At 41.6% G+C, this 16126-nt stretch carries 16 protein-coding genes and 1 rRNA gene; 10 read left to right on the top strand and 7 right to left on the bottom strand.

Features of this window, described 5'->3' with window-relative positions; all coding sequences use genetic code 11:
- From rrf to FFM67_RS09255, 4 genes are all read left to right on the top strand, one after another.
- Window positions 1-77 (top strand): 5S ribosomal RNA (gene rrf, locus FFM67_RS12605); the annotation flags it as partial.
- Between the two features lie 231 nt (window positions 78-308).
- Window positions 309-1625 (top strand): electron transport complex subunit RsxC, encoded by a 1317-nt coding sequence (gene rsxC, locus FFM67_RS09265; protein WP_137614288.1) that lies wholly within the window; start codon window positions 309-311, stop codon window positions 1623-1625.
- A complete protein-coding gene (locus tag FFM67_RS09260; protein WP_137614287.1) occupies window positions 1625-2614 on the top strand; it encodes an RnfABCDGE type electron transport complex subunit D in 990 nt (329 codons plus the stop codon). Before rsxC ends, FFM67_RS09260 begins: the two co-directional genes overlap by 1 nt.
- Before the next feature lie 156 nt (window positions 2615-2770).
- Window positions 2771-3331 (top strand): histidine phosphatase family protein, encoded by a 561-nt coding sequence (locus tag FFM67_RS09255; RefSeq protein WP_137614286.1) that lies wholly within the window; start codon window positions 2771-2773, stop codon window positions 3329-3331.
- Window positions 3332-3359: 28 nt separating this feature from the next.
- Here FFM67_RS09255 and FFM67_RS09250 read toward each other — a convergent pair whose 3' ends face one another.
- The 3 genes from FFM67_RS09250 to FFM67_RS09240 form a co-directional block, all read right to left on the bottom strand.
- The gene (locus FFM67_RS09250) at window positions 3360-4265 is read right to left on the bottom strand and encodes an L-lactate dehydrogenase (protein WP_137614285.1); all 906 of its coding nucleotides are present in this window, start codon (window positions 4263-4265) and stop codon (window positions 3360-3362) included.
- Window positions 4266-4333: 68 nt separating this feature from the next.
- Window positions 4334-4783, bottom strand: a complete 450-nt coding sequence (gene nrdI / locus FFM67_RS09245; RefSeq protein WP_137614284.1) for a class Ib ribonucleoside-diphosphate reductase assembly flavoprotein NrdI — start codon at window positions 4781-4783, stop codon at window positions 4334-4336.
- Window positions 4784-5294: 511 nt separating this feature from the next.
- Window positions 5295-6446, bottom strand: coding sequence for a hydroxymethylglutaryl-CoA synthase (locus tag FFM67_RS09240; protein ID WP_137614283.1), 1152 nt, complete (start codon window positions 6444-6446; stop codon window positions 5295-5297).
- Between the two features lie 218 nt (window positions 6447-6664).
- On the opposite strand from FFM67_RS09240, the gene FFM67_RS09235 reads away from it, so the two are divergent.
- Window positions 6665-9082, top strand: coding sequence for a hydroxymethylglutaryl-CoA reductase, degradative (locus FFM67_RS09235; protein ID WP_137614282.1), 2418 nt, complete (start codon window positions 6665-6667; stop codon window positions 9080-9082).
- Window positions 9083-9174: 92 nt separating this feature from the next.
- Here the strand turns inward: FFM67_RS09235 and FFM67_RS09230 are convergent, their stop codons facing one another.
- The gene (locus FFM67_RS09230; RefSeq protein WP_137614281.1) at window positions 9175-10242 is read right to left on the bottom strand and encodes an endonuclease/exonuclease/phosphatase family protein; all 1068 of its coding nucleotides are present in this window, start codon (window positions 10240-10242) and stop codon (window positions 9175-9177) included.
- 128 nt (window positions 10243-10370) lie between these two features.
- Between FFM67_RS09230 and FFM67_RS09225 the strand changes: the two genes are divergently transcribed.
- On the top strand, window positions 10371-10952 hold the full coding sequence (locus FFM67_RS09225; protein WP_137614280.1) for a GNAT family N-acetyltransferase: 582 nt from the start codon (window positions 10371-10373) through the stop codon (window positions 10950-10952).
- A gap of 46 nt (window positions 10953-10998) precedes the next feature.
- Here the strand turns inward: FFM67_RS09225 and FFM67_RS09220 are convergent, their stop codons facing one another.
- Both FFM67_RS09220 and FFM67_RS09215 read right to left on the bottom strand, forming a co-directional pair.
- Entirely contained in the window at window positions 10999-11520 is a 522-nt protein-coding gene (locus FFM67_RS09220; protein ID WP_137614279.1) for an LURP-one-related/scramblase family protein, read from the bottom strand.
- Window positions 11521-11542: 22 nt separating this feature from the next.
- Window positions 11543-12406, bottom strand: coding sequence for a Cof-type HAD-IIB family hydrolase (locus tag FFM67_RS09215; protein WP_137614278.1), 864 nt, complete (start codon window positions 12404-12406; stop codon window positions 11543-11545).
- Between the two features lie 151 nt (window positions 12407-12557).
- Here FFM67_RS09215 and FFM67_RS09210 point away from each other — a divergent pair, with 151 nt between their 5' ends.
- The 4 genes from FFM67_RS09210 to FFM67_RS09195 all read left to right on the top strand — a co-directional run bounded on the left by FFM67_RS09210 (window position 12558) and on the right by FFM67_RS09195 (window position 15504).
- Window positions 12558-13238: a uracil-DNA glycosylase gene (locus tag FFM67_RS09210; RefSeq protein ID WP_137614277.1), complete on the top strand. Its 681-nt coding sequence runs from the start codon at window positions 12558-12560 to the stop codon at window positions 13236-13238.
- Window positions 13239-13396: 158 nt separating this feature from the next.
- Entirely contained in the window at window positions 13397-14377 is a 981-nt protein-coding gene (pta, locus tag FFM67_RS09205; protein WP_137614276.1) for a phosphate acetyltransferase, read from the top strand.
- Between the two features lie 141 nt (window positions 14378-14518).
- A complete protein-coding gene (tsaE, locus tag FFM67_RS09200; RefSeq protein ID WP_246042969.1) occupies window positions 14519-14986 on the top strand; it encodes a tRNA (adenosine(37)-N6)-threonylcarbamoyltransferase complex ATPase subunit type 1 TsaE in 468 nt (155 codons plus the stop codon).
- Complete coding sequence (locus FFM67_RS09195; RefSeq protein ID WP_137614274.1) at window positions 14983-15504, top strand: GNAT family N-acetyltransferase; 522 nt, start codon at window positions 14983-14985, stop codon at window positions 15502-15504. The genes tsaE and FFM67_RS09195 overlap by 4 nt, the downstream gene beginning before the upstream one ends.
- 85 nt (window positions 15505-15589) lie before the next feature.
- Here the strand turns inward: FFM67_RS09195 and FFM67_RS09190 are convergent, their stop codons facing one another.
- Window positions 15590-16123 (bottom strand): 3'-5' exonuclease, encoded by a 534-nt coding sequence (locus FFM67_RS09190; protein ID WP_137614273.1) that lies wholly within the window; start codon window positions 16121-16123, stop codon window positions 15590-15592.
- Window positions 16124-16126 lie beyond the last annotated feature (3 nt).

The following is a 16126-nucleotide window of genomic DNA, read 5'->3' as shown; positions in this document are numbered from 1 at the left end:
TCGAACACAGAAGTTAAGCTTCTTAGCGCCGATTGTAGTGAGGGGTTGCCCCTTGTGAGATTAGGACGTCGCCACGCAGTTAAGACTATTCAGAATATGGATAGTCTTTTTTTGTTGTTTTAACTTTGCCTAGCTGTGAATACGAATCACGGATAGCTGAATGTGTGGCTTGTATGATAAAGTCACTTAGATTCAATCATCCAATAATTTTTTTACTAAATAGTCCTTTGCTTCAAAGATAAGATATTATTTTTAGCTAGAAAATGTTCATGTTATACTAAAAATAAGAAAAAAAATGGAGGATTTTGATGATGAATCGGACGTTTAAAGGTGGGATTGATCTTCATCAGGATCAAGCTTTGCACCTAAGAGGAATTAATAATTATAAAAGGGTAGAACGTATTTATCCTAAAAAAGTTTATATTCCAATCCAGCAGCATATTGGTGATCCAGCAGAGGTGACTGTTTCAGTTGGTGAGAAGGTTTTTTTAGGTCAAATGATTGCCAAAATGGGTGAGGGGTTGGGAGCTAATATTCATGCCAGTGTTTCGGGGAGGATTGTTGGCATTGAAGAGATCGATCAAGGTCAAGGAGATGAAATGACTTGTATCGTGATCGAAAATGATTTTCAAGAACAACCTGAAAAAATTTATCATGATAAAATTGAAAAATTGGCGCCAGAAACAATTGTTGAAAAAGTGGAAGCTGCAGGAGTAGTCGGTTTAGGTGGAGCGACTTTTCCCAGCCACGTAAAGCTTAATCCCAAAGAGGCTATTCATACGTGTATTTTCAATGGCGCAGAGTGTGAGCCATTGCTTATGGCGGATGCCGCCTTAATGGTAAATCAGGGAGATCAACTAATTAAAGGCTGCAAGCTTGTATTAAAAGCTGTAGGAGCCAATGAGGGAATCATAGCGATTGAAGATGATAAACAAGAGGCAATTGAGGTTATGAAGGAATTATGTAAAGATATTCCAACTCTTTCAGTTATTGAAGTTCCTTCTATATACCCACAAGGAAGCACAGAAATGTTGTTTAAAACAATTACCGGAAAAGAAGGGCCTGCGGGTGGATCAACAAGAGATTTAGGTTACTTGGTCATTAACGTTGCTACAACGGTCGCTGTTTCTGAAGCAATTGATCCAGGCATTCCGTTAAGCTATCGTATTTGTTCTGTGGTAGGAGATGTGATGCAGCAAAAAAATGTTTACTTTCCAATTGGGACTTCGATTCAGGATATGATCGATTTTTGCGGTGGATTTGATGGGGCACCTTCAAAAATTATTACTGGTGGCTTTATGATGGGAAAAACAGTGGATACATTGGCAGCTTCACTAACAAAATCAGCGAATGGCCTGATCGTGATCAATGAAAAGCATGACCAAGATAGTACGCCTAGTCCGTGTATTCTATGCGCTCGCTGTGTAGAAGTTTGCCCAGTAGGTCTGCTACCTCACCAACTTGAAAAAAATTATTTAAAGAAAAATTGGAAGCGGCTGGAAAAGTTATATGTTGAAAGCTGTATTAATTGTGGTTGTTGCACATACATATGCCCGGCTCGTCGTCACTTAGCGGAACATATTGTAGCGGGGCAACAAGAGCTGAAAGAGAGGCGGAAATCGTAATGGAGAAAAGACCGGTGTTTGAAGAAATACGCAGCTCTCGTTATCCTATGATGGAAGCCTCACCCCATTTATTATATCGAGAAAAAACGGATCGCTTGATGAAGTGGGTGCTAATTGCTTTGCTGCCCAGTGTCTTAGCTTCGATTATTTTCTTTGGCTTGCGCTCATTGCTGCTGTATTTAATTTCTGTCGCAACATGCTTAATTGTTGAGCTATTGTGGTTCAAGTTGCGGAAAAATTCTCTGCCAAAAGATTATTCGGTAGTCGTGACAGGTGTATTGTTAGCGATGAGTTTACCAGCGAGTGTTCCCTTGTGGTATCCGATTTTAGGGGGGACAATTGGGATTCTTGTAGCGAAAGAACTATTTGGCGGAATTGGCAGAAACTTATTAAATCCGGCGCTAACTGGGCGTGCCATACTACGTCTAGTGTTTGTAAAAGAGATGTCTGAAAATATTCAACCACGTCCGTTATTTTCCCTCGATGGTTTAGAGGTTGTATCCTCGGCGACGCCCTTAATGGATGCGAAAGCGGGGATAGGACTTTCGGGAGAGCAAATGCTCGACAGCCTGACCGGGTTGATTGCGGGTAAAAATGCAGAGACAGCTGCTATCTTATTGCTTCTAGGCGGAGTATTTTTACTTTACAAAAAGGTCATTACTTGGCAGATTCCCTTCTCCATGATAGGAACGATCATTCTATTGGCTTTCTTTTTTGGAAAAGGAGATCCGACGATCATGTTTGCCCATGTTTTTGGCGGAGCAACGATGTTAGGGGCCTTTTTCATGGCGACGGATTACAGTACGTCACCAACTACTCCCAAAGGTGAAATTATTTATGGTATTTGCTGTGGGGTTTTATTAATGCTGTGGCGTCAATTCAGCTCGATGCCAGAGGGAATGACCTTTATCTTGCTGATTATGAATTGTTTTGTCCCATTGATTGACTATTTAATTATTCCGCGGGCCTACGGGGTTAAAAAGTCCTAATCATTTTCAAAAAAAGTAGACGTTCTTTCATTCTAGTGATAAAGTGGTAGGGTCACTGGCTATTACCAGTTTATTGCGTTGCAATTTTTTGAAAATAGAATGAAATCAGTTTCAACGTTTTTCATTTTTTGAGCTAGATTAGAGAGGGTTGTTATAGTGCTTTACGCTGCAAGACATGGAGAAACAGAATGGAACCATAAAGGAATTATTTCAGGCAGAAGCGATATTGCTTTATCCGAGGTAGGCTATCAACAGGCGGAGCTATTAGCAAAGGAAGTCGCTAATTTATCACAGCCAATCACAAAAATTATTCATTCGCCGCTTCAACGTGCAAAGGAGACCGCACGGATTGTAGCGGAAAATAATAAGCTATCATTGAGCGTTGACGAACGCTTGATTGAATTAGATTATGGTGACTTTGATGGAACGAGTGATCAGCAGTCTGTCTATTTGCAGTTGCGGACCCAGTTTGCGGTGCGTTATCCCAATGGTGAATCACTAATGGATGTCTACGCTCGTATCGTTCCATTGCTAGCGGAGTTAGAGCAAGACCAAGAAAATACCTATTTGTTGGTTTGTCATAATTCTGTGATTCGCGCGATGAAAAATTATTTTGAACCATTGGAGAATGAAAAAGTCTTCAATTATCGGACGCCAAACGCGAAATTGATCTCATTTGATTGGGAGAAAGGCTCAACTATTATTCAAAGTGCTTAAAAGGCTGGACACATTGTCCAGCCTTTTTTTAAATTGTCTCATACATTGCTTTAATCGTTTGGATGGTGAGCTGCCACTTCTTTTTTTCGGCTGCCGTCAGGTTGAGGGGAATTGATTCACTGATTCCTCTAGTTGAAACCTTGGCAGGTGAACCGGCGTAGCATTTCTCATTTGAGTGATAATGACTGACGGGCACGACTAATTGATTATCATTTAAGATTGCTTCAACGATTGCTGCGGCCTGAACGGCGATGCCATAAGAAGTATAGCCCTTTCCGTTGAAGGTGGTCCAACCACCTTTACGTGCTGCTGCATCAAGTTCTGTCCGTTGTTCGCTTGTTAAAGTCTCCGCAACTGGCAGACCACCGATAGTCACAGTGGACCAAGCGACAAATTGACTTTCGCCATGCTCACCGATTACATAACCGTTCACAGAAGTGGGGTGGACGTTGATTTTTTCGCTGACTGCGTGTTTCATCCGGGCGGTGTCCAAGGATGTCCCGGTACCAAAGACGCGTTCTTTAGGAAATCCGGTTAACTCCTGTAAATAGCTGGTAATTACATCGCAAGGATTCGTAATGTTTAAGATAATTCCTTTAAAGCCGGAAGCTTTAATTTTAGGTGCCCATTCTTCTACGATCGTTTTTGTCAAATTCAGCTCAGCAAAGCGATCTGAATTACCATTAAGGATGGAAATGTTCCCAGCAGAAAAGATTAGCACATCGGTGGTGGCTAACTCAGTTAAATCTGGCGCGATCAATTTCACTTGATGCGACTGTTCCATTTGTCCATCGACTAGATCATTTAGTTCAGCTTGAACGAGCTTTGTATTTGTATCAAATAGGACTACTTCATCAACGATTTGTTTAGAAATCAATGTATAAGCAGTGGTGCTGCCAACGTGGCCCACACCAATAATTGCGACTTTTCTCAAATTCTTCACTCCTTTAAAAAAGAATGCTACTTTGATGAGAAAATGTCAATAAAATGATGGGTAAAAAATTAACTTTTTAAAGCAGTTTTTAAACAATTATAGATGCGCTCACAATCTTTGGCAGTCCCCCGTAGTTCATAATCGGCTAAAAAAGGAAATCCGAAGGCCTCGCTATATTGTTTGGCAGTGAGACAGTATTGATAATTAAAATTTTTATTGCCACTACCGACTACGCCGAGACATTTTTGATAGTTAGCCCCATAGTCCAAGTATTCCCGCATGACTTCAGTTAAAATTTCAGTATCGCCATTGTCTACGCCATTCCCGCCTTCGAGGTAAGTAGGAACAAAGGTAAAAAATTCTTCCGCTTCTGTATCGAAGGGACTGTTCTCAGAGATCTCTTTGCTAGTGATCAGTGGGTTTGTAGCGTCTGCTTGATGCTGCTCCGCAGCGTAAGATACTAATTTTTCGACAAAAGCACGGGTGTTTCCTGAAATTGATATATATAAAATATTCATTGAAATCATTCCTTCCATGGAAAACATTGTACCATGAAAAAAAATCGCCAGCAAAAATGCAAACGCTTGCAAAAAATCCGGGAATATGGTATAAAATAGGTGTAAGGGGTAGTATCCCTAAAGTTGTTAAGCATCAAAGCAACATGAAATGAATGGAGGCATTCATTTCAAGAGAGAGTGCCTAAAAGGGCAGGAAGGAAGTAGGGATTTTGATAACTCCTTACCAAGGAATCAAGGTCTAACAGGATGAGAGATGTAGACAGTAGAACCATTTCTCTATTTAATGGTGAGGCTTAGACGAATATTCAATCACAAGAACAAAAACGTTTAAGACCTAGAAAAGAGTGTAAATGTTCCAGAAACTTGGAATGAAACAAACGCCCAGCCATTAGACCTGTTAGACTATTTTTGTGCCTAAAAATAAGAGGTTGTGACAGAAGCTACTTCTGGACAACGTTTATACGTAAATAAGGAGCTGAGACGTGTCCATCTCAGCTCCTTTTGCATCAAATTATTTGTTGTAATAACGAATATCACCATCGATTTTATTGATAGCGAAGTCAGTTCGATCGGAGAAGGTATAGCTACCTCCATCGGTTGGTAATTTTTCGTTGAACATTTTTTCGTATTCTGGAATGGTTAAACGTTTCCGTTGCGCCAACAAAGTACGGTTTTTTTCTGAGGTTAAATAATTTTTGTAATCTTTCATCAAGGTCATGGAGAAAAATTCGCTGACTGCCCCAGAACCATAGCTGAAAAGTCCTACTCTGTCTCCCGCAGCTAACTGGCTATTATCTAACAATGATAATAAACCTAAATAAAGTGAGCCGGTATAAAGATTACCAACTTGCCGGCTGTAAAGAATTGCCTCGTCATAGCGAGCTTCTAAACGTTGTTGTTCTTCCTCCGACATCTCAGGGAAAATGGCCCGCAATGCTTTTCGACCCATCTTAGTATAAGGTAAATGGAAGGTAAGAGCCGCGTAATCTCCACTACTTGTGTGATTCATTTTTTTATTTTGTTCCCAGATGCGCGTGAAAGAATCAATGTAAATTTGATTTGAGAGATGGCCATCGACTAAAGGATAGTCATGACCAGCAGGGCGCCAGAAGTCATAGACATCTTCAGAATAAAAGACGCTATCGTTATTAAAGGCTAAAATATGAGGCTCTTTCGTTACAAGCATTGCGACAGCGCCACAACCTTGCGTGGGTTCCCCCCCGCTGTTTAATCCATATTTAGCGATATCGGCTGCGATCACTAATACTTTTCGGTCAGGATGCAGGCTTACATAATCATGTGCTTGTTGCAAAGCAGCTGTACCGCCATAGCAGGCGTGTTTTATTTCAAATGAACGAGCAAATGGTTGGATATCTAACAGATTATGTATGGTGACGGCAGTGGATTTTGAAAAATCAGTACTTGATTCTGTTCCGACAATGACCATATCGATGTCCTTCTTGTCTTCATCAGTAAGGATTTTTGCAGCGGCACTCGCCCCTAAAGTAACGATGTCTTGGGTCTCAGGGTTAATCGCCATTTGGTCTTGTCCAAGACCAATGTGAAATTTATTTGGATCAGTTTCGCGCGCGTTAGCTAAGTCGGTCATATCGAGATAGTAATTAGGCACGTGAAAACTGATTTTATCAATTCCTATAGTCATATTGCTCCTCCTAGTTCTTATGATAGAATTCATTGTTTGTGGCGGATAGCGATCCGCTAGAGTAAAAAAAGAAATCAAGAAATAGATTTGTTCCTCTTCCATTGGTAAATATATCATAGAAAGGTCAGAATTAGGTGAGTTTGAATCTTAAGAAATTATAAAACTATCTATGCTATACTTACCTATGATTTTTAAACAATTTTATTGGAGGTGCACCCTTGGAAGAAGTAGTCATTTTGAGTGCTGTACGAACACCAATTGGAAGATATAGAGGTAAATTAGCGAGCGTTTCAGCGGTAGAGCTTGGTGCGATCGTGGTGAAAGAAGCAATTAGCCGGGCAGAGATCGCCGGACAAGAAGTGAATCAAGTCTTTATGGGAAATGTCTTACAAGCCGGCAATGGACAAAATGTCGCTCGTCAGGCAGCAGTAAAGGCCGGGCTTGCCTATGAAGTTCCAGCAACGACGATCAATGAAGTCTGCGGGTCGGGATTGAAATCCATTATTTTTGGGATGCAGCAGATCCAGCTTGGTGAAGCTCGGATTGTTGTGGCTGGCGGAACAGAGAATATGTCTCAGGCGCCAAAAGTGACTCGCTTTGATTATGTGACACAGGAATGGCAGGAACCAAAATCTAGCATGATCTATGATGGCTTAACAGATGCATTTAGTGGCAAGCACATGGGGTTAACTGCCGAAAAAGTGGCAGATCAATACCAGATCACTCGCGCGATGCAGGATCAGTTTGCTTATGAGTCACAAATGAAGGCAGCGCAAGCAACTCGTGAAGGAAAGTTTGAGTCAGAAATCGTGGGGGTCCCTCTGCCAGATGGCAGCACATTGTATACCGATGAAGGAATCCGTGCAGATACGACGTTGGAAAAAATCAGCTCGTTAAAGCCGGCCTTTAAAGAAGGCGGCGTAGTGACGGCGGCCAATGCCTCAACGCTAAACGACGGTGCTTCGGCGGTTGTTTTGGCTTCAAAGGCCTATGCGATTGAACAGGGATTGGATTATTTAGCAGTGATTAATGGTTATAGTGAAGTCGGAATCGACCCTAGTATCATGGGTGTTGCACCTATTTCGGCCATCAATCAGCTGCTAAAGAAAGTAAATCAGACCACAGCAGATATCGATCTGTTCCAAATCAATGAGGCTTTCGCGGCAGCGTCAGTGGCGGTGCAAAAAGAGTTAGCTTTGCCGAATGAACGGGTCAATATTTATGGTGGAGCAATTGCCTTGGGTCATCCGATTGGTGCTAGTGGGGCCCGAATCGTGACGACCTTGCTGTCTGAGTTGATACAAGAAGAAAAACAGCGTGGCGTTGCCAGTCTTTGTATCGGCGGCGGCTTAGGCTTGGCTTTAATGGTTACAAAAGCAGAAGATCAGGAGACGGCAAAAAAAAAATTCTATCAGATGACGCAGACGGAACGTTTGGCATTATTGGTTAAAGAAAAAAAGCTGTCAGCTAAAGAAGCAGCACAATTAGCCAGTGAAACAGTTTTACCAGAAAAGATTGCGAATAATTTGATTGAAAATCAACTCAGTGAAGTCTCAATTCCTTTAGGCGTCGCACAAAATTTTGTGATCAATGGTAAAAAAAAAATCATTCCAATGGCAACAGAAGAACCGTCTGTCATTGCGGCAGCTAGTAATGCCGGCAAAATTATTGCCAACGCTGGTGGATTAACAACGCGGGTCATTGGGCAAGCCATGACGGGACAAATCGTTTTACGTAACGTGTCAGATGTAATATCTACTAAAAAACGCCTGCAACACAATGAGACATTATTTTTTAAGACGGCTGAAACGAGTTATCCGTCGATCTACCAAAGAGGCGGCGGATTACGATCAATCGCGATCAGAACTTTTGCGGAAGGGTATCTATCGCTTGATCTTGTGGTAGATACCAAAGACGCGATGGGTGCCAATATTGTGAACACGATGTTAGAGGCGGTCGCTCAAGAAGTACGACAACTATTGCCTGAATCAGAGGTACTGTTTAGCATTTTAAGTAATTATGGGACGGAATCCTTGGTGGAGGCTCGCTGTGAACTACCTTTGAGTCAGATTTCGACTGAATTAGCAGAAAAGATCGCTGCTGCAAGTGATTACAGCAAACTTGATCCTTATCGAGCGGCGACGCATAATAAAGGAATCATGAATGGCGTTGATGCGGTCGTTTTAGCGACCGGAAACGATACCCGAGCAGTGGCAGCGGCCAGTCATGTTTATGCGGCTCGTAACGGTCGTTATGAAGGCTTGAGTGAGTGGGTGATTCAATCGGATAAACTAATTGGCCAGCTAGTCATACCCATGAAAGTCGGAATCGTAGGGGGTGCCACAAAAGTCTTGCCGAAAGCGCAAATTGCTTTAAATCTATTAGAAGTAACTAATGCGGCTGAGCTAGGTGAGATCATTGTAGCAGTAGGCCTCGCCCAAAATTTAGCAGCGATTCGGGCCTTAGTGACAGACGGCATTCAAAAAGGCCATATGGCGATGCAAAGTCGTTCCCTTGCCATTTCGGCAGGGGCGACTGAAAATGAGATTGCTGAAGTAGCCAAACAATTACGTCACTCCGAACGAATGAATTTGGCGACCGCTGAAACAATCATTCAACAGATTCGAGAGGGTTAATCGCTAAAAAAGCCGAGACAATTTTGTCTCGGCTTTTTTTACTCATATTTAGAAGTCGCTTCTATTCCAATTTCTTTAGTCGGAGGCAGCGATTATTTCAAACGGAAATCTAAATAAACTGGATTATGATCAGAATATTGGAACGCCATATCTTTGACGTGGAGATCCTGTACCTGAATGTTGTCTGAAAGTAAGAAACCGTCGATCAAAGTCGTATAGGTGTGCCCTTTTTTATAAGGCTCATTTAAGGCTCGAGCCGAGGGGATTTTCTCTTCAGCTAAATTGCCATTAGGTAGATGAAAACCGGCGGGTAATTGCTCTTTAGGAAACGGATGAGTCCATGTTTCTCGCTTTTTACTTGTATTAAAGACTTCGGGGCTATTGCCTAAAACATCGTGATTATAATCACCGGCCACCATCACATAATTGCCTTTTTGATATTCAGATTCCATTACATCAAAAATCTTTTTTAATTGCGCGGCCTGCACAGAACGGTCCTTTGTAAAGGCAGATAGATGTGTGTTGATAGCAATCAACTCGTGATCTCCTTTGACTGGGATACGACTGACGGTAAACGCGCGATCCAAATCAAAGAATTTATTGAAATTCGTTTCGATCGGTAATGAATAGCGTTTACTGCTGGTGATCTCAGCGTGGCTTAAGGTCACTAAGCCTGACTTGGCTTGACCAATAGGATCTGTAAAAGGATAGAATAAATAAGACGAGTCATAATTTTGCCCATAAAGGCTGTTATAGGCAGGTAAATGCTCTTTCAACCAAGCAACTTCATCGACATGCTGCGAACGATCCCCCAATTGGTCAACTTCTTGATAAAAAGCCAAGGTCGGAGCCACGTCTTTGGTTGTATTGACGATCCCTTGCATATTTTTTTCAACGGTTTTCTTATCATAAGCCCGTGAATATTTTCCACCATCCATAAAAAAGCTATAGCTTGGAGGATAGGCACCATAGCCGATATTGTGGCTCATGGCACGATAGGTTTTATTTGTTTCCAGGACCTCACTGTGCTGGTTATCAGGTTTTAAGGTCAGGTTGTCAGGTAAACGATCATAACTAGCGAACAAATAAATCAAATAGCCGCCAAATACAACGATAATTGCGATGACAATTCCCAAAATAATTTTTAAAATTTTTTTCATTGATAGTCCTCCTCCCTCAATCATAGCAGACTTTTCAGGGATCACAAAGTATCCCCACTTTCGTAAAAATGCGCCTCATGTTACACTAAGTAGGTAGTGTTAAACGTTATTAAAAGAGAGGTTTTAAAATGATTCGATTTGCAAAAAAACAAGATGGCGCAGCGGTAGCTAGATTAATACTGGTTATTTTAAAAGATATGGAACTAGATTTTTTAGAAGAATTTGGTGAAGAGAATGCGTTAAACATAATTGCGGCTTGCTTTACGGACCCAACCTATCGTTTTGGTTATGCCCGTGGCTTGGTGGAAGAGATCGATGGAAAGATCGCTGGTGCAGTCTTTGGTTATCCAGCTAGTCAAGAGGCAATCATTGATCTGCCGCTGCAAAATTATTTGCGTTCACAAGGGATTGAAGAAGAGATCAATATGTTTATTGATCCAGAAGCGTTTCCAAATGAATGGTATTTAGATTCAATCGAGGTAGATGAAGATTATCGCGGACAAGGGATTGGCTCAAAGTTATTAACGGCAGTGGATCGTTTAGCAACTCATGAAGGGGAGACGGTCATTGGCTTAAATGTTGATAAGGCCAATCCTAATGCGAAACGCTTATATTTACGTGATGGGTTTGAGGATGTCGGAGAAATCATGATCAGCGGTCATCAGTATGATCATATGCAACGTGAAGTCAAAAAACGTGATCGCAGTTAAAAAAAATTGAGAAAACAGAGGATGGGCCGCTTAGGCTCATCCTCTGTTAGTTTTGCGAAAAAGTAATCTCAAAAGTAGTTTCTTTTTTTCTATGTTTAGTGCGATTGTAGAGCCAGTAATCCATGACGGCTGCGACACAGATACAAACGGGTGCATCGGCAGGTTCATTGACATCTAGGGCATAGTAATCACCGGTCAATAAGGTTGCTTTGTCCATCGTCATGACGGGCTGATTAAAGTGATTGATTTTATATTGATGATTATAAATATCTCCATAAACAGCCCAATGAAGCTGCTGGATGTAGTAAAAATCCCCTGGCCAATGAAAAATTTTATGAAGCACACCGACTTTAGTATGATCCTGATAAATTTCAAATTTGCGGCCGAGAATCACGCTAGCTTGCTTGATATAAGCCACGATCTGCCCATCCATCGCATAGAGTGACAGTACATTGCCCTTACGTCCCCAGTGACCTACCATTAAATAGAGTGGGACACCTTTACTATCTTTTACAATCGTACGTGTCACCGAGCTTAATTGTTTTTCTTGAATAAAAAATTCGGTCATGTTGATTCACACCTTTGTTTTATCACTCAGAAAGGATTTTTTCGATTGCCGTTGCGACACCATTTTCTTCATTCGTATCCGTGACGTGTTTCGCGATCTTTTTAATTTCTAAAGCGGCATTGGCCATCGCATAGCTGTTGCCGGCATAAGTCAGCATTGAGACATCGTTGAAATTATCGCCAAAGGCCATGACTTCGTCTGAAGTAAAGCCGCGTTGCTCAGCGAATTGTTTCAAGGCGATTCCTTTTTGGGCATTGACATGATTGATTTCAATATTGGTTAATTCAGAAGCCGCAATGGCCAGGTCACCGATTTTTTCTAATTCGATTGTGACTTCTTTTAACAGTTCTGGGCCATTTTTATCAAAAGCGATGATCTTCAAGACGTCTTCGCCAGTTTCTTTTAACGTTTGGCGAATATTCTCCACATAATCGATTGGTGTCAAGGTCAAATGATCTGAGGAAGCGGCAATCGCCATTTTTTTCGATAGTTCAGGATCTCTGCTTAGTAGATGTTCTGAAACAAATTCAATCCGCTTGGAATGGTTCTCTGAATAGACATGCTCTGCAGTGAAAATCTCGTAGTACAAGCCAGCCGTTTCAATTGCATCCATTACGGCGAGCGTTTTTTCTAGACCAATAGGAATCGTGAAAATTGTTTCACGTTGGGCATTCACCACGTGAGCACCATTTAATAAAATCATCGGTACATGGATCTTCGCCTCGTCTAAAGAGATCTTTGCATGACTCATTCCACGACCGGTTGCTGTAATAAACTCAATTCCTTGTGCTCGAGCTTTTTTGATGGCTTCGATATTGGCTGTCGGAACCCGCATATGATTATTTAATAATGTCCCGTCCATATCGGAGGCAATAAGTTTGATCAAAATTGTTCACCTAGCTTTCTTATCATTCACCGATAGTGTACCATAATCCCAGAGAGGATAACCATGTCGGATTTATTCTTAAAAAAGAATTAGCTGAGTAATTGAAAAATTTGCAATAAGCCAACAAAAAAATTCATTAGGAGTGTACGCTATGAAAGAAATCATCCACAATGAGTGGCAAACTGTTCTAGCAGACCAATTCCAAGCGCCGTATTATTTGAAGCTGCGAGAATTTTTAAAAGATGAATACCAGACACAAAAAATTCATCCGGATATGTATCATATGTTTGAAGCTTTGGAATTGACGCCTTATGATCAAGTGAAAGTCGTGATTCTAGGGCAGGACCCTTATCATGGTGTGGATCAAGCCCACGGCCTTTCATTTTCAGTTCAGCCTGGGGTTAAGATTCCACCGTCTTTGCGGAATATTTATAAAGAAATGGAAAGTGATCTTGGAATCCCACCGGTTCAACACGGAAATTTAGTTAGCTGGGCCAAGCAAGGGGTACTGTTGCTGAACACCGTGTTGACGGTCAGGGAAGGTCAGGCTTATTCTCATCGGGGACAGGGCTGGGAGCAATTAACAGATGCTATTATCGAACGCTTGAATGAGCGGGAAAAACCAATCGTGTTTATTTTATGGGGCAAGCCGGCTCAAGAAAAAATAAAAATGATCGATACTACAAAACACGCGGTGATCAAGTCAGTTCATCCATCGCCATTGTCGGCACATCGCGGCTTCTTTGGATCAAAACCATTTTCCCAAACCAATCAAATCTTGCAAGAATGGAACGAGCAGCCGATCGATTGGCAACTGCCTGAAACAGTGTAGTATGACAACGTTTTCTGTTATAGACACAGATTGTGAAAAGGTTCTTCATTCAAGTTTATTGGATTCTAATTAGTAGTACAGATGTTTTATTCTGTCCTTTTCTTTTCTTGTGAATTGTTGTATGATAAGTAAGAAATAAATTTCTGGAGGGTTTTATCGTGGATCTATTTGATAGTTTAAAATTTAAGATTATTCGCCGTAACATTAAAGTGGCATTTCCTGAAGCAACGGACGCACGGATTTTAGGTGCCGCTGCACGTCTAAGAGCGGAGGAACTAGTAGAACCAATCTTGATCGGAAACGTGAATGAAGTTGAAAAAGCTGCGAATGCTCGTGGAATCGCTTTAGGTAATTTTACGATTATTGATCCAGATCATTTTGATCGTTGGGATGAAATGGTGGAAGCATTTGTTGAACGCCGTAAAGGTAAAGTAACCAAAGAAGATGCTGAAAAAATTCTTAAAGATGAAAACTACTTCGGCACAATGCTGACATACATGGGCATCACTGATGGAATGGTTTCTGGTGCGATCCACTCAACAGGGGATACTGTACGTCCAGCGTTACAAATCATTAAAACAAAACCTGGTATCAGCCGGACAAGCGGTGCTTTCTTAATGGTTCGCGGCCGTGACCAAGAGAAATACTTGTTCTCTGACTGTGCCATCAATGTGAATCCAAATGCGCAAGAATTAGCAGAAATCGCTGTCGAATCAGCAAAAACTGCTGAACTATTCGATATTGAACCTAAAGTTGCTATGATGAGCTTCTCAACTAAAGGCTCTGCCAAATCACCTGAGGTAGACAAAGTGGCAGAAGCAACCAAAATTGCACAAGAATTAGCTCCTGATTATTTAATCGACGGTGAATTACAGTTTGATGCCGCTTATATTCCTGGTGTGGCACAATTAAAAGCACCTGAATCAAAAGTTGCTGGACAAGCGACAGTCTTTGTTTTCCCAGAATTACAATCAGGAAACATCGGCTACAAAATTGCACAACGCTTCGGTGGCTTTGAAGCAATTGGACCAATCTTACAAGGCTTGAACAAACCAATCTCAGACCTTTCTCGTGGTTCAAACGAAGAAGATGTGTACAAATTATCTATTATTACCGCAGCTCAAACATTGATGAACTAAGTTTTATTCATTAAATAGAACAAACAGTAAGGCAAGAATCCATTTTAGGTTTCTTGCTTTTTTTGGGTTTATATCACGAATTCCTTTTCTCATAGCCCACAAATCGGTATACTGATGGGTGTAGAAAAGAGGGGGATCAGCGTGATAACGTTAATAAATACAGCAACAACGGAAGAATTAGGAAAGATCATTGGCGCAGCGGCGGAACCTAGCGATAATTTAGTCTTGACCGGTGATCTCGGTGCGGGAAAAACAACTTTGACGAAGGGAATTGCTTTAGGGCTAGGGATCGATCAAATGATCAAAAGTCCGACGTATACGATCATTCGCGAATATCAGCAAGGGCGTTTGCCACTCTATCATATGGACGTGTATCGAATCGAAGGGGGAGCGGACGATCTCGGTTTAGATGACTATTTTGAAGGTGATGGGCTTTCAGTGATCGAGTGGGGCCGACAATTAGGGGACTACGTACCGGAAGATTATTTGGAGCTGATTCTTTCAAAGGATGAAGGAGATGAAAATCTACGCCGGGTCGAATTAACGCCCCATGGAACAGCGGCGGAAAACTTTCAAGCGCGCATCATGAAAGCGTGGGAAGAAAAATGAGTGAGGTAGAGATTACTTTACGTGAAGCGATTCCAGCAGATGCAAAAGCGCTATTAAAAGTTAGCCGCCAAATCGCAAAAGAGACAGATTTTTTAATCATGGATGAAGTGGGATTAGGGCTTAGCGAAGAATTATTGAGTCTACAGCTAGCTGATCTCTACGAAAGTGAAAATAATTTGTTATTAGTCGCGTTAGCAGATGAAAAAATTGTCGGACTGGCTTCTGTCAAAGCAGCACCAGAATTTACAGTGGCTCATATTGGCGAGCTGGGGATCAGTGTCTTAAAAGAGTTTTGGGGGATTGGTTTAGGCTCTGCATTATTGGATGAGGCAATCTATTGGAGCGAAACCGTTTCACCATTAGCACGATTAGAATTGACTGTGCAAAAAAGAAATGAACGAGCGATCCGCTTGTATCAAAAATTTGGTTTTGAGACGGAAGCAATTATGCACCGAGGGGCACGAGATGCGCAAGGAGTGTTCTTGGATGTTTTATTAATGAGTAAAATGATCGACTGAAGAAGTTGAGAAAGAAGTTATTTCTGAGCCACGGTTGTATGTAAATAGAAGCTGGGATTCTATTAATATCCCAGCTCCGGTTTCATCACATCGGTAAGACTAATTTTTTTAACGGATCAACCCCAAAATGATCTTCTTGGTAAAGCAGAATCTTCGCACAGGCACGGCTATCTTCTAACGCATCGTGGTGATGCTCCAAAGGGATCGCCAATTCGTCACAGACCGTGTTTAAACGATGATTCGGCATCTCAGGAAATAGCTTACGGCTTGTCCGCACAGTACAAAGGGAAAGATAGGATGGCTGCTGAATGTGATAGTAATCGAGACAGCCTGCTAAAACTTTCGTATCAAAGCCAGCGTTATGAGCGACAATCAAGCGATTTTCTTGATAGTATTGTTTAATTTCTTGCCACACGTCTGGGAATTTGGGTGCGTCTGCCACATTTTCGGGATGAATTCCGTGAATTTGAATATTTTTCCAGAAGAAGTCCGTCTCTGGTTTGATCAACGAATAGTATTCACCGACGATTTGACTATTTTTTACCATAACTAGGGCTAACGAGCAGGCGCTATGTGCCTCGTAAGTCGCTGTTTCAAAGTCCATTGCGATAAAATTCAATTG

Source organism: Enterococcus viikkiensis (assembly GCF_005405345.1).
Taxonomy (GTDB): Bacteria; Bacillota; Bacilli; order Lactobacillales; family Enterococcaceae; genus Enterococcus_A; species Enterococcus_A viikkiensis.
The sequence above is the reverse complement of the archived record's forward strand: the minus strand, read 5'-3'. Positions and strand labels throughout refer to the sequence as shown.